Genomic DNA, 14,106 nt, shown 5'->3' with positions numbered 1-14,106 from the left:
CGGGCCCAGGCGCCCTTATGCCGCCGTCGAGTCGGCGACCGGCTGAACCGGTGGCCACCGCTCGTGCCAGCGCAGGTCGGCCTCCAACTGCGCGGCCAGGGAGACGAGCAGCGGCTCACTGTTCGCCGGGCCGAGCAACTGGGCGCCCACCGGCAGCCCTTCGCCCACGAACCCGGCAGGCACGTTCACCCCGGGCCAGCCCAGCACGTTCCACGGCCAGGCGTACGGGCAGGCGGCGATCATCGCGCGGTCGGTGGCCAGTCCGTTCAGTTGCAGCAGGGCGCCGATGCGCGGCGGGGGAGCGGCCGTGGTCGGCGCGAGGACCACGTCGTACGAGGAGAAGAGGGCGCCGATCCGCCGGTGCAGGGCGGACTCCGCACGCCGGGCCAGTCGCAGCGGGGGCCCGCCGAGCAGTCGGCCCAGCCGGGCTGCGCCCAGGGTGCGCCGGTCGAGCAGCGCGGGGTACGGGGCCTCGCGGACCCGCTCGGCGATGCCGGCGGTGGCGCGCGGGACGAAGGTGAGTCCGATCTGCCCGTACGCCGGGTCGGCCTCCTCGACCGTGTGGCCCAACGAGGCCAGCTTCTCGGCGAGTTGGACGATCCGCGCCCGTACGTCGGGCTGGAGTCGCGCCGGCAGTGCGGTGAACGGCGGTTTGAGTGAGAGGGCGATGCGCAGCCGCCCCGGGTCGCGGTCGGCGGCCTCCAACGCGCTGATCGTCGGCGGTTGGTGCGGGTCCCGTACGTGGTTGCCGCTGGCCGCGTCCAGGAGGAGGGCGGCGTCCGCGACCGTGCGGGCCAGGGTGCCGTTGACCGTGATGCCCTGGAAGGACTCCGGGCGCGGCCAGGTCGAGATGCGCCCGCGCTGCGGCTTGATGCCGATCAGATGGGTCCAGGACGCCGGGATGCGCACCGAGCCGGCGCCGTCCGAGCCGAGGGCGGCGGGGACCAGGCCCGCGGCGACGGCGGCGGCCGAACCGCCGGACGAGCCGCCCGGGGTGTGGTCGGGATGCCAGGGATTGCGGGTCGCGCCGAAGTCGGGCCCCTCGGTGAAGGGCCACTGGCCGAACTCGCAGGTGTTGGTCTTGCCGACGACGACCGCGCCGGCCGCGCGCAGTCGCCGTACCGCCTCGCCGTCCTCGGCCACGGGCGGGTGTTCGCCCCGGCAGCCGAACGCGGTCGGCTCGCCCGCCACGTCCGTGTCGTCCTTCACGGCCACCGGTACGCCCAGCAGCGGCCGGCGGCCACCCGCCGCCAGTTCCCGGTCGGCCGCGTCGGCTTCGGCGAGCGCTGCCTCGGCCCGCACGATCCGGAAGGCGTTGAGTGTGCCCTGCGTCGCCCCGATCCGAGCGAGAGACTGCTCGACGAGGGCCCGCGAGGTCACCTCGCCTTCGGCCAGCGCGCGGGCGCACCCCATGAGTCCGGCGGCACGCTCGGCAGTCATACGGACACCTCCGTCGCACCCCGTCGCGCAGCGCCGGCGTGTTTTCCATAGCGATTCCACAGCTTCACTACCGCACGGTAACGGCTGGCGGGTCGGCACTGTGGGAGATGTCGAATGTGTGGCGGCCGGGCGCAAGTTCACAGGTCCGGCGCATGTCCGAACTATTGACGTGCGCACGCCTCGGATTTACGGTCTGACCGATTTACCGAACTGCGTTCGCAATGTCGAACGCGGAGAGCCGTCGGTTGGATCACCAAGGAGCCGCACGTGACCAGTCCCCGCCCCACGCCCTCCCGTCGCAGCCTGCTGCGCGCGCTGGCCGTCCTGCCCGCCTCGGCGCTCGTCCTGGGCGAACTGCCCGGACTGCTCGGCATCGCTGCCGCGGCGGCCCCGCCCAGCGGCTCCGCCACGCGCTACACCATCGTCCCGTTCCTCAACAGCAACGACGGCACGGTGAACGTCTACCAGGCCGACGACGCCACCGACTTCCGGCTCGTGAAGTCCTCGGCCTACACCCCGCCCAGCAACCGCATCCGCGACGCGAGCGTTTTCAAGCACACAAACGGCTACTACTACGTCACCTACACCACGCACACCTGGCAGGACACCAGCACCACCATCGGCTTCGCCCGCAGCTCGGACCGCGTCAACTGGACCTTCCTGTACGACTACACGGTCCCGATCGCCAACCTGTCCCGCGCGTGGGCGCCCGAGTTCTTCGTCGACAGCGACGGCAGCGTGAACATCATCGTGTCCTGCTCGGTCACCAGTGACGAGTGGATCTTCACCCCGTATCTGCTGAAGGCGACCAACTCCGCGCTCACGGCGTGGAGTTCACCGGTGGCGCTGTCGGGCATCGGGTCGAACCACATCGACACATGCATCGTGAAGATCGGTTCGACCTACCACGCCTTCCCGAAGAACGAGACGACTAAGTACATCGAGTACGCCACCGCCACCAGCCTCGCCGGCCCCTACACCATCAAGAAGACCGGCGACTGGGCCGGCTGGGGCAGCTACCGCGAAGGCCCGTCCGTGATCCAGCTCGACAACGGCGGCTGGCGGATCTTCTTCGACGGCTACGGCGACGGGAAGTACTACTACAGCGACAGCTACGACACGTTCGCCACCTGGACCGCTGCGAAGGCACTGCCCTCGGTCTCCGGAACGGCCCGTCACTTCACGGTGGTCAAGGAGACGGTCAGCGGCGGGCCGAGCCTGTCGAAGGGCGTCACGCGCTCCTTCCAGTCGGTCAACTACTCGACGCGGTACTGGCAGGTGCAGTCCTCGCTGCTCAACCTCCCCGTGGTGAGCAGCTCCAGCACCACCGCGCTCAAGCAGGCATCCACGTTCACGGTCGTCGCGGGACTGGCCGACGCGGGCGGCTATTCGTTCCGCGACAGCTCCGGCAACTACCTCCGCCACTGGGACTACCGTGCCCGCTTCGACGCCAACGACGGTACGTCGACCTTCGCGAAGGACGCCACGTTCATCGCCCGGACGGGCACGACGTCGGGGTCGGTGCGCTTCGAGTCGTACAACTACCCGGGCTACTTCCTGCGCCACTACAACTACCAGCTGCGCGTGGACGTGACGGACGGCACGGACACCTTCCGCCAGGACAGTTCCTTCGTCCCGGTGACGGCCTGGGCGTAGTCCCTCCTCCCGCCATGGTCCCGCTACGCACGCCCCAAATGGCGCACGGTCAGGGCAAGTTGCAGCCTTAGCCGGCCCTGCGGGGTGCGGACGGGCCACCCGAGCAGCGCCTCGGCGTGGCCCAACCGGTCCTGGAGCGTGGAGTGGTGGACGTTGATCTCGACGGCGGCCGACCGCAGGCTCGCCGTACAGGCGACGGCGTGCAGCGTCGTCAGCATCCAGGGCGCGTCCGCGACCGCCGCCTCCAGCGCCTGCACATCGGGCGGCGGATCGGCCCCCGGCACGACGAGCTCGGCGAGCAGCCCGATACCGCCGAGCTCATCGGCGTACACGACCCGCGGTCCGGGGGCGTGCGGGGTGCCGTCGGCGGTGAATCGGAGCGCGGTGCGGGCGGCGGCCCAGGAGCCCGGCAGTTCGAGCACGGGCACGGCGGGGCCGACACCGACCCGGCCGGACGGGAGGGCGGTGGTGGCGGATCCGGCATCGGCGGCGGCCGGCTTGGCACGGGCCGGCTCTTCCGGGGCTGACAGTCGACCTCCGACGGGGACCGGCTCGCGCAGGGCGGCGGCGGCCAGGATGCGGGGCGGGCCGTCGAGCGGAGCGATCGCGTGGGCCGGGGCGGCCGGGTCCAGGCCCAGACGCCGGGCCGCGTGCAGTCGTACCTGCTCGGGTGCGGTGGCGTCGAGAAGGGTCTCGACGAGCGCCGGGTCGTCGTCGGGGGCCGTCGGTGCGCGGCCACGGGTGCGGTCGAGGACGCCCCGGATGGCAGCCGCCGCCCGTTCCAGGATCACCGCGTCGACGACGCTGGGCGCCTCCGCTCGCTCCAGCCACAGCGCCGGGGCACCGTCCGGTGACAGCGCGGCGGACGGCCAGGCGGGGTCAGGCGGCTGGTCCGCGTCCCGGCGGCGTCCGTCGGTCTCGACCCGCAGATGCACGCGCCGCCCGGCGTCGGTGAGCCGCGCCGGGCACCCGGCCAGCACGGCGACCCCACGCACCAGCGCCTCAAGACCGGCCCGGTGCTCGGCCAGCCGATCGAAGTAGGCGATGACCCGTACTGCGGCGCCGGCATCCGGATCCAGCGCGGTCAGCCGCCCCGCCAGCTCTTTCATGGCCCCATGGTGCGCCATGGAGCCGGATTTCGCGCACTGCGCTCCGCGGGTTGTGCGGTTCTTCGGCTGCGGGTCCGGTGGGTTCCTCGGCCGCGGGCCGGTGGGTGCTGGTCGAGCCGTTCCTCGCGCCCGTTGGGGCTGCGCCCCGCAGAGCCGCCCGGTCGCCTTGGTCGCATGCCGCCTCCTGAGTGCTCCGCGGGACAGGCGGGGGTCTTTGGCCGCGGGCCGGTGGGGCCTGGTCGCGCCGTTACTCCGCGAGCAGCCTGCGCAGCCAGCTCAGCTGGGCTGTCTGGCAGGCCTGGGAGAGGACCGCCTGGGGGGCGAAGCCGTCGAAGCCGTGGAAGCCGCCCGGCCAAACGTGCAGCTCGGCGACCCCGCCGGCGTGCCACAGGCGGGTGGCGTAGGCGACGACCTCGTCGCGGAACGTCTCGGCGGAGCCGACGTCGAGGAAGGCCGGGGGAAGCCCGGTCAGGTCGTCCGCGCGGGCCGGGGCGGCGTACGGGGAGACGTCCGGGCCGCCGCGCTGCTCACCCAGCAGCGCGGTCCACCCGGTGTCGTTTGCCGTGCGGTCCCACACGCCGAGGCCCTCCATCTGATGCACGGAGGGGGTGTCGTTGCGGTCGTCGAGCATCGGGCACATCAGCAGCTGGCCGACAGGCTGCGGACCCTTGCGGTCCCTGAGGAGCAGTGCCAGCGCGGCCGCCAGACCACCGCCCGCGCTGGCCCCCGCGATGACGATCCGCTCGGCGTCGGCGCCGATCTCCGCGGCGTGGTCGGCGGTCCACAGCAGCCCGGCGTAGACGTCGTCGATCGGCGCGGGGTACGGGTTCTCCGGTGCCAGGCGGTACTCCACGGACACCACGACCGCGCCCAGCTCCTTGGCCCAGCGCAGCGGGGCGTCCACCCCGACGCGGTTGTTGCCGAGCACCATGCCGCCGCCGTGGACGTGGTAGATCACGGGCAGCGGACCGTCCGTCGCGGGAGCGACCGGCCGACAGATCAGCAGCGAGATGTCGGGCGCGTTCTCGGGGCCCGGCACGATCCGGTCCTCGACCTCGAAAGCCCCGCCCAAGGTCAGGTCCATGTCCGCCAGCATCTCGATACCGGGACCATTGCGGGTGGCCTCGATCTCGTCCATGGTCAGCTTGGGCGGCAGGGTTTCCTTGATCATCTCAAGGACAGCGGCGAGCTCCGGGTCGAACGGGGGCGGCGTAAGCGTCATGCTTGTGCTCCTTGCGGCGTGCGGTGGATCGTACGGCGATGATCCGCGCGTCCGCCCGGGTCCGGCACGCCGCCGTACGGCGGGACTTGCCCGCCGTTTGGCGGCGCGTCCGGCCTGTGCGGCCCCGGCCGCAATGGCACCCGTACCGGTGACCTCGGGATTTTGCCAGGTAATGAACCGTTGTTCACCCCTCCGGGGTGGAAGTGATCACCGGCGATGACAACGCTGCCAGTGGCACATTCTTCCTCTGGAGTCCCTGTGAACGTCTCATTCGCCGTCTGGTCCCTGACTGTCGTAGCCCTGTGCGTCCTCGTCGCCGTCGACTTCTTCATCGGCCGCAAGCCGCACGACGTGTCGCTGAAGGAGGCGGGCACCTGGACGGTGGTGTGGGTCGTCCTCGCCTGTCTGTTCGGGCTCGGGCTGCTGATCTACGGCGGGACCAAGCCCACCGGTGAGTTCTTCGCCGGGTACATCACCGAGAAGTCGCTGAGCGTCGACAACCTCTTCGTCTTCGTCCTGATCATGGGCAAGTTCGCGGTGCCCTCGCAGTACCAGCAGCGGGTGCTGATGGTCGGCGTCCTGGTCGCCCTGGTGCTGCGGGCCGGGTTCATCGCGGCGGGCGCGGCGATCATCTCCACGTTCTCGTGGGTGTTCTATCTCTTCGGCGCCTTCCTCATCTGGACCGCCTGGAAGCTCGTCCAGGACGCCAAGGCGGGCTCGCACGAGGACGAGTACGAGGAGAACAAGCTGCTCAAGATGGCCGAACGCAAGTTCGGCGTCGCGGACCGGTACCACGGCACCAAGCTGTTCATCGTGGAGAACGGCAAGCGGATCATGACGCCGATGATGGTCGTCATGCTCGCGATCGGCTCCACGGACGTGCTGTTCGCGCTCGACTCCATCCCCGCCATCTACGGGCTGACCCAGGACCCGTACATCGTCTTCACCGCCAACGCCTTCGCCCTGATGGGCCTGCGCCAGCTGTACTTCCTCATCGGCGGCCTGCTGAAGAAGCTCGTGCACCTCAGCTACGGTCTGTCGATCATCCTCGGCTTCATCGGCGTGAAACTGGTCCTGCACGCGCTGCACGAGTCCGGCGTCCACGTACCGGAGATCTCCATCCCCTTCTCCCTCGGCTTCATCGTCCTCGTACTGGCCGTCACGACCATGACGAGCCTGCGGGCCTCGAAGAAGCAGGAGGAGGCCGAGGGGGCCGGGGCCGAGGAGACCCAGACTCAGGCTTGACTTCGTGCGCGCTCCAAGAACTAGCGTCGCTCCTGGAACACCGCTGGACGAAGGCGATCGGAGACGGACATGCGGCTCGGCGTGCACATCAATCGGTTCAACCACCCCGGAGGGGGCCCCGCGCTCGGCGCCGAGCTGGCGGCGGCCGGTGCCGCGGCCGAGGCGGCGGGCGTCCACCGGCTCACGGTCATGGACCACTACTTCCAGATGGAGTTCAACGGCGGCGCCGAGGATCCCATGCTGGAGGCCTACACCACCCTCGGCTTCCTCGCCGCCCACACCTCCACGGTCCGCCTCGGCGCGCTCGTGACCGGCGTCACCTACCGCCACCCCGGACTGCTCGCCAAGATCGCCACCACGCTGGACGTCCTCTCCGGCGGCCGGGCCACCCTCGGCATCGGGGCGGCCTGGTACGACCGGGAGCACGAGGGTCTCGGGGTGCCGTACCCGGCGACCGCCGAGCGGTTCGAGCGGCTGGAGGAGACCCTGCGGATCTGCCTCCAGATGTGGGACCCGGACAACAACGGGCCCTTCGAGGGCACGCACTACCGGCTCGCCGAGACCCTCTGCGTCCCGGCGCCCGTCAGTTCGCCGCGCCCGGAGATCATGATCGGCGGTGGCGGTGAGCGCAAGACCCTGCGTCTGGTCGCCCAGTACGCGGACGCCTGCAACCTGTTCGCCAGCACCCCGGAGGAGGTCGGGCACAAGCTCGACGTCCTGCGCGGCCACTGCGACAGTGTGGGACGCCCGTACGACGACATCACCAGGACGCTTCTCTACATGGGCGACGCGCCGGCCGAGAACGACGTCGACGGCTTCGTCCGGGACATCGAGGGCTACGCGAAGTTCGGCATCGAGACGGTGATGCTGGGGCCGCGCACGGGCGAGCCGGCGGCCTGGATCGAGGAGTTCATGGCCCCGGCGGTGCGGCGCGCGGCCGAGCTGGGCTGAGGCCGGAGGACCGGAAGAGGGCCGGAGCCTGTGCGGCTTCGGCCCTCCGTCATGCATGCGACGATCATGCGTACGGCGATCATGCGTACATCGATCAGGCGGCGGCGGACGTGGCCTCGCCGTGGACCAGGCCGATGACCTCGGCCAGCTGCGCGGCGACCTCGGCATCGTCGGAGGGGTGCGTCTCGGCGAAACGGACCAGCGAGCCGGGGATGGCGAGCTTTACGTCGAGAACCTTGGCACCGGCGATGCCCGCGGCCTTGCGGGCCTCGTCCTGCGCCCAGACGCCGCCGAACTGGCCGTACGCGGTGCCGACCACGGCGACCGGCTTGTCGGTGAGGGCGCCGGCGCCGTACGGGCGGGACAGCCAGTCGATGGCGTTCTTCAGGACGGCCGGAATCGTGCCGTTGTACTCGGGCGAGAAGAGCAGCAGCGCGTCGGCCGAGTTGGCGGCCTCGCGCAGCGCGACGGCGGCGGCCGGGAGGCTGCCCTCCACGTCGATGTCCTCGTTGTAGAAGGGGACGTCGGCGAGGCCTTCGAACAGCACGACCTCTGCGCCCTCCGGGGCGTGCTTCACCGCCGCCTCCGCGAGCTGGCGGTTGGTGGAACCGGCGCGAAGGCTGCCGACGAGGGCAAGGATACGAACAGACATTGGGGACTCCACAGAGGGTTGAAACATTGTCGTCACGATCCGGACCGAGGTCCGCTTAGAGTTGTACCAGCGAAACGGACCGCGGTCCAGTTTTCTTCCGAGGCGTTACGCTGACTTCATGTCCGACACCCTGCCGCCCCTCCCGAAGCCCCAGCGGCGGACCGACGAGCCCCTGCTCCTGGAGCTGGGCACCAGCACCAGCACCAGCACCAGCATCGGCATCGGCTCCGATGCCGAAGCCGACGAGCCGTGTCTGCGCGCCGACGCGGCCCGCAATCGCGCCCGCCTGCTGGAGGCCGCCGCGCGCCTGGTGGAGCAGTACGGCGTGGCCGGCGTGACCATGGAAGCGGTGGCCACCGCGGCGCAGGTGGGCAAGGGGACCGTGTTCCGGCGCTTCGGGGACCGCACCGGCCTGTTGATGGCGCTGCTCGACCACTCGGAGAAGAACCTCCAGGCCGGCTTCCTGACCGGCCCGCCGCCGCTCGGACCGGGGGCGCCGCCCGTGGAGCGGCTGCGCGCGTTCGGGGTCGCGGTGCTGCGCCGGACCGTCGACGAACTGGAACTGCAGCTGGCCGCCGAGGGTGAACCGGGCCGCCGCTTCGCATCCGCACCCCGCATGGTCCGGTCCGGCCACGTCACCATGCTGCTGCGGCAGGCGATTCCGGACGCCGACTGCGAACTCCTCGCGAAAACGCTGATCGGATATCTGGATCCGGCCCTCATTCATCACCTGACCAAGCAGTGCGGGATGGCGCCGGCGCGGCTGGAGGCGGGCTGGATCGACCTCGTCGACCGGGTCGCGGGCGGTGCGCCTTCGCATTGAGCGCGAGTTTCGGCCAATTGCGTCGGCCGTACTCCGGTGCGCGGGTGGTCGACCGGTGGAACCGGTCCGGGACTTGGCTGCGGCTGTCCGGAAAGCGCATTCAGTGCCCGGCTGTGCGCGGTGGGGCGGCAAACCTGTTGTCCAGCAGGCCGGGGGCAACCGGAAATGATCTTTATGAAGCGCTTCAACAGAGCACTTTCCTGAAGCGCTTTCGTCAACCGCCTTTGCTATCGGGTCGATTGCGAAGTTCCCCCGGACCGAACCATGCCCCGAGCTTCTGCAAAGATGCCGTACGTCATGGTGCAGATACCGAATTCGGCCGCCCCGGCGGTACCCCAGCCGCGCTCCGTGCCCACGAGCGCGGATGTGGCACGCCTGGCCGGCGTCTCGCGCGCAACCGTCTCCTACGTCCTCAACAACACCAGTGCCGTCCGGATCAGTGAACCCACCCGCCGTCGCGTCCACGAGGCCGCGAAGGAACTCGGGTACGTTCCGCACGCGGCGGCCCGCAGCCTGCGGGCCGGACACAGCCGTCTGGTCCTGATGCCCGCCCCGAGCATGCCGATCGGCCCGCTCTACAGCCAGTTCATCAACGAACTCCAGTGGGCGCTCAGCCGCCTCGACTACACCGTCGTCCAGTACGCCTCCGTCGGGCTGCGCGGTGACGAGGCCGCCCGAGCCTGGGCCGAACTGCGGCCCGCCGCCGTTCTCGTACCCGTCGGCGGGATCGGACCGGAGGGTGTGGCCGTCCTCAAGCGCTCCGGCGCCCGGGCAGTCGTCACCCTCGGTTCCGAGCGCATCGAGGGCGCGCACAGCCTGCTCGTCGACCACATGGGCGTCGGCCGCGCCGCGGGCGCGCACCTGTACGCCCGTGGCCGCCGCCGGATCGGGGTCGTCGTGCCCGAGGAGCACGGCCTGAAGGTCTTCTCCAAGCCCCGCCTCGACGGGGTGCGCAGCGCGGTGGAGGGCACGGACGCCTCGGTGACCGTGCTGCCGCTCGCGTACGAGGAGGAGTCCGCGGCCCGCCTCGCCGGCCGCTGGCCCGAACTCGGCCTGGACGGCGTCTTCGCGTTCAACGACGAGTACGCGATGCTCCTGATGCGGGCCCTGCAGGACGCCGGCGTCACCGTCCCGGACGACACGGCGCTGGTCGGCGCGGACGACCTCGTCCTCGGCCGGCTGCTGCGACCCAGACTGAGCACGGTGCACATCGAACTCCCGGCCGGACGGGATCTCGCGGAACTCGTCGACCGCGCGGTGCGCAACCCCGGTGCCGACACCGAGACCCATCACGTCCACGGAGCGACGCTCGTCCACCGCGACTCCAGCTGAACCGCCGTCCGTGCGCGGCGACTTCGGCGGCGCGGTTCCCGTACGGCGTGACTAGGATGTTGCACGCTCAACCAGTGGGGATGCCGTCGACCACCGGACGCCGCGTGCTGCTTCGCCGTGCGCCGGATCACCGCATCCCGCCCCGCGGCTGACGAACGGCCGCGAACCACACGGGACTCGCGTTCGCTGCGCGCGTCCCGCCGGTGACTGATCGGAGAGCCGCAATGCCGTTGCTCGACCCCAAGACCTGGCAGTCCAGCGCCAACCGTCCCCTCTCGGGCCCCGAGTACGTCGTCACCGAGCCCGCCACCGGCGAGGCACTCGGCACGGTCGTGCTCGCCACCGGCGAGGACGTCGGACCGGCCGCGCAGGCCGCCCGTACGGCCCAGATGGCTTGGGCACGTACCCCGCACTTCGTCCGTGCCGGAGTGCTCCGCAAGGCGGGGGACCTCTTTTCCGCGCACGCCGACGAACTGCGTGACTGGATCGTCCGCGAGTCCGGTTCCATACCCGGCAAGGCCGAGTTCGAACTCCACGTCGCCGCCCAGGAGTGCTACGAGGCCGCCGCGCTCGCCTCCCGCCCGGCCGGGCAGGTGCTGCCCTCCGAGGCGCCCCGGCTGTCCTACACGAGGCGGGTACCCGTAGGGGTGGTCGGCGTCATCTCGCCGTTCAACGCCCCGCTGATCCTCTCCATCCGCTCCGTCGCCCCGGCCCTCGCGCTCGGCAACGCGGTCGTCCTGAAGCCCGACCCGCGCACGGCGGTCTGCGGCGGGCTCGCCCTGGCCGCGGTCTTCGCCGAGGCAGGTCTGCCCGAGGACCTGCTGCACATCCTGCCGGGCGGCCCGGACGCCGGCCAGGCACTGGTCGCCGACCCGCTGGTGCCCGTCATCTCCTTCACCGGCTCCACGGCGGCCGGCCGGGCCGTCGGCGAGGCGGCCGGCCGCCACCTCAAGCGCGCCCACCTCGAACTCGGCGGCAACTCCGCCCTGATCGTCCTGGAGGACGCCGACCTCGACGCGGTCATCTCCACCGCCGCCTGGGGCTCCTTCTTCCACCAGGGCCAGATCTGCATGACGACCGGCCGTCACCTCGTCCACCAGTCGCTGTACGGGGAGTACGTCGAGCGGCTCGCCGCCAAGGCCGACTCCCTCGCCGTCGGCGACCCGTACCGCGCGCAGGTCCACCTCGGTCCGATCATCGACGGTTCCCAACTCGCCAAGATCCACGGTCTGGTGGAGGCCAGCACGGCGAACGGCGCCAAGCTCGCGGCGGGCGGCACGCACGAGGACCTCTTCTACCGGCCGACGGTCCTCGCCGACGTCGACGACCGGACTCCTGCCTACGCGGAGGAGGTCTTCGGCCCCGTCGCGCCCGTACGCCCCTTCACCACCCCCGACGAGGCCGCCGCCCTCGCCGCGGCCGGCCCCTACGGGCTCTCCCTCGGCATCGTCACCCGCGACACCTCACGCGGCCTCGACCTCGCCGACCGCATCCCGACCGGGATCGTCCACATCAACGACCAGACGGTCAACGACGAGGCCGTGGCCCCCTTCGGTGGAGTCGCCGCCTCCGGCACCGGTGCCCGGTTCGGCGGTGAGTCCAACCTGGAGGCCTTCACCGACGTGCGCTGGACGACGGTACGTGGAGATGTCGCCCCGTACCCGTTCTAGCGGGACCCGCGACGGGCCCGGCGGGGCTACTCGCTCTGCTGGGCCTGCTCGGCCTGCTGCGCGGCGACCGACTTGCGGACCTCGTCCATGTCCAGCTTCCGGGCCTGCCCGATGACGTCCGTCAGGGCGGCCTCGGGCAGGGCGCCCGGCTGCGCGAACACGGCGACCTGGTCCCGGACGATCATCAGCGTCGGGATCGACTGGATACCGAAGGCCTGAGCCAGCTCCGGCTGCGCCTCCGTGTCGATCTTGCCGAACACCAGATCCGGGTTCTCCTCTGCGGCCTTCTCGTACACCGGGGCGAACTGACGGCACGGCCCGCACCAGGACGCCCAGAAGTCGATCAGCACGAACCCGTTCTCCGTGACCGTCTGGTCGAAGTTCTCCTTGGTGAGCTCCACGGTGCTGCTCATGACCTGATTCCTCTTCCTGCTGTCGGGTCGTTACCGGTGGCGCTGGCACAACACGGCCCGGCCACTGCCTATTCCGCGCACGTACCCGTGTCGCCACGGCCCACACCACCTACCAGACTGACCCCATGACGGAAACGGAAACCAACGTGTACGACGTCGTGGTGCTCGGTGCCGGACCCGTGGGGGAGAACGTGGCCGACCGCACCCGCGCGGCCGGTCTCTCCACCGCGATCGTGGAGAGCGAACTGGTCGGCGGCGAGTGTTCCTACTGGGCCTGCATGCCCAGCAAAGCCCTGCTGCGCCCGGTCATCGCCCGCGCCGACGCCCGCCGAGTACCCGGCCTGCGCCACCTCGTCCAAGGCCCCCTGGACGCCGAAGCGGTCCTCGCCCACCGCGACTACGAGACCTCGAACTGGCAGGACGACGGCCAGCTCGGCTGGCTGGAGAGCATCGGCGCCGACCTCTACCGCGGCGAGGGACGCCTGGCCGGGCCGCGCACGGTGACGGTGACGGGCGAGGACGGCTCGACGCGGACGCTGACCGCCCGGCACGCGGTCGCCGTGTGCACGGGCACCAGCGCCCAACTGCCCGACCTGCCGGGCCTCGCGGAGGTCGGGCCCTGGACGAGCCGGGAGGCGACCAGCGCCAAGTCGGTGCCCGGCAGCCTGATCGTGGTCGGCGGCGGGGTCGTCGCCGTCGAGATGGCCACGGCCTGGCAGGCGCTCGGTTCGAAGGTGACGCTGCTCGTCCGAGGCAAGGGCCTGCTGCCCCGCATGGAGCCGTTCGCGGGCGAACTGGTCGCCGAGGCGCTGGCGGAGGCGGGCACGGACGTTCGCACCGGTACGTCGGTCCAGTCGGTGACCAGGGAGAACGGCACCGTCGTGGCGGTCACGGGCACCGGCGACCGGATCGAGGCCGACGAGATCCTCTTCGCCACCGGACGCGCCCCGCGCACCGACGACATCGGGCTCGACACCGTCGGCCTGGAGCCGGGCTCCTGGCTGCCGGTCGACGACAGCCTGCGGGTCACCGGCAGTGAGTGGCTGTACGCGGTCGGCGACGTCAACCACCGGGCCCTCCTCACCCACCAGGGCAAGTACCAGGCCCGGATCGCGGGCGCCGCCATCGCCGCCCGCGCGGCCGGAGTACCACTCCTGGAGACCGACCCCTGGGGCGCCCACTCGGCCACCGCCGACCACGGCGCCGTCCCGCAGGTCGTCTTCACCGACCCGGAGGCGGCGGCCGTCGGCCTCTCCCTCGCCGAGGCGGAGCAGGCGGGCCGCCGGGTGCGCGCGGTCGACGTGGAGTTCTCCTCCGTGGCGGGCGCCGGCCTGTACGCCGACGGCTACCGGGGGCGCGCCCGCATGGTCGTCGACCTGGACCGCGAGACCCTGCTCGGCGTGACCTTCGTGGGCCCCGGCGTGGGAGAGCTGATTCACTCGGCGACCATCGCCGTCGCCGGAGAGGTGCCGCTGGGACGGCTGTGGCACGCGGTGCCGTCGTATCCGACGATCAGCGAGGTCTGGCTGCGGCTGCTGGAGGCGTTCCGGGACGGGAAGTAGGAACCGGAACTCGGGCGGAGGCGGTCAGCAG

The 14,106-nt window shown here is 71.3% G+C and carries 12 protein-coding genes; 7 read left to right on the top strand and 5 right to left on the bottom strand.

The annotated features are described in order from the left end of the window. Positions 1-15: 15 nt before the first annotated feature. Positions 16-1,440: an amidase gene (locus tag OG734_RS04600; protein ID WP_330286169.1), complete on the bottom strand. Its 1,425-nt coding sequence runs from the start codon at positions 1,438-1,440 to the stop codon at positions 16-18. Positions 1,441-1,707: 267 nt separating this feature from the next. On the opposite strand from OG734_RS04600, the gene OG734_RS04595 reads away from it, so the two are divergent. Continuing rightward, positions 1,708-3,096, top strand: coding sequence for a glycoside hydrolase family 43 protein (locus OG734_RS04595; RefSeq protein WP_330286168.1), 1,389 nt, complete (start codon positions 1,708-1,710; stop codon positions 3,094-3,096). Positions 3,097-3,119: 23 nt separating this feature from the next. Here OG734_RS04595 and OG734_RS04590 read toward each other — a convergent pair whose 3' ends face one another. After that, the gene (locus OG734_RS04590; RefSeq protein ID WP_330286167.1) at positions 3,120-4,205 is read right to left on the bottom strand and encodes a helix-turn-helix domain-containing protein; all 1,086 of its coding nucleotides are present in this window, start codon (positions 4,203-4,205) and stop codon (positions 3,120-3,122) included. A 247-nt stretch (positions 4,206-4,452) separates the two neighbouring features. After that, positions 4,453-5,427: an alpha/beta hydrolase gene (locus OG734_RS04585; protein WP_330286166.1), complete on the bottom strand. Its 975-nt coding sequence runs from the start codon at positions 5,425-5,427 to the stop codon at positions 4,453-4,455. A gap of 258 nt (positions 5,428-5,685) precedes the next feature. On the opposite strand from OG734_RS04585, the gene OG734_RS04580 reads away from it, so the two are divergent. Next, the gene (locus OG734_RS04580; RefSeq protein WP_330286165.1) at positions 5,686-6,672 is read left to right on the top strand and encodes a TerC family protein; all 987 of its coding nucleotides are present in this window, start codon (positions 5,686-5,688) and stop codon (positions 6,670-6,672) included. Positions 6,673-6,741: 69 nt separating this feature from the next. Then, a complete protein-coding gene (locus tag OG734_RS04575; protein ID WP_330286164.1) occupies positions 6,742-7,623 on the top strand; it encodes an LLM class F420-dependent oxidoreductase in 882 nt (293 codons plus the stop codon). Positions 7,624-7,717: 94 nt separating this feature from the next. Here the strand turns inward: OG734_RS04575 and OG734_RS04570 are convergent, their stop codons facing one another. Beyond that, the gene (locus tag OG734_RS04570; protein ID WP_330286163.1) at positions 7,718-8,275 is read right to left on the bottom strand and encodes an NAD(P)H-dependent oxidoreductase; all 558 of its coding nucleotides are present in this window, start codon (positions 8,273-8,275) and stop codon (positions 7,718-7,720) included. A gap of 118 nt (positions 8,276-8,393) precedes the next feature. On the opposite strand from OG734_RS04570, the gene OG734_RS04565 reads away from it, so the two are divergent. From OG734_RS04565 to OG734_RS04555, 3 genes are all read left to right on the top strand, one after another. Next, the gene (locus OG734_RS04565) at positions 8,394-9,098 is read left to right on the top strand and encodes a TetR/AcrR family transcriptional regulator (protein ID WP_330286162.1); all 705 of its coding nucleotides are present in this window, start codon (positions 8,394-8,396) and stop codon (positions 9,096-9,098) included. A 297-nt stretch (positions 9,099-9,395) separates the two neighbouring features. Then, on the top strand, positions 9,396-10,430 hold the full coding sequence (locus tag OG734_RS04560; protein WP_443064824.1) for a LacI family DNA-binding transcriptional regulator: 1,035 nt from the start codon (positions 9,396-9,398) through the stop codon (positions 10,428-10,430). A 224-nt stretch (positions 10,431-10,654) separates the two neighbouring features. Next, positions 10,655-12,100, top strand: coding sequence for a benzaldehyde dehydrogenase (locus OG734_RS04555; RefSeq protein ID WP_330286161.1), 1,446 nt, complete (start codon positions 10,655-10,657; stop codon positions 12,098-12,100). 26 nt (positions 12,101-12,126) lie between these two features. Here the strand turns inward: OG734_RS04555 and trxA are convergent, their stop codons facing one another. After that, positions 12,127-12,513: a thioredoxin gene (gene trxA / locus OG734_RS04550; RefSeq protein ID WP_330286160.1), complete on the bottom strand. Its 387-nt coding sequence runs from the start codon at positions 12,511-12,513 to the stop codon at positions 12,127-12,129. Positions 12,514-12,638: 125 nt separating this feature from the next. Between trxA and OG734_RS04545 the strand changes: the two genes are divergently transcribed. Beyond that, entirely contained in the window at positions 12,639-14,075 is a 1,437-nt protein-coding gene (locus OG734_RS04545; RefSeq protein ID WP_330286159.1) for a dihydrolipoyl dehydrogenase family protein, read from the top strand. Positions 14,076-14,106: the final 31 nt, after the last annotated feature.

The organism is Streptomyces sp. NBC_00576 (genome assembly GCF_036345175.1).
Classification (GTDB): Bacteria; Actinomycetota; Actinomycetes; order Streptomycetales; family Streptomycetaceae; genus Streptomyces.
The sequence above is the reverse complement of the archived record's forward strand: the minus strand, read 5'-3'. Positions and strand labels throughout refer to the sequence as shown.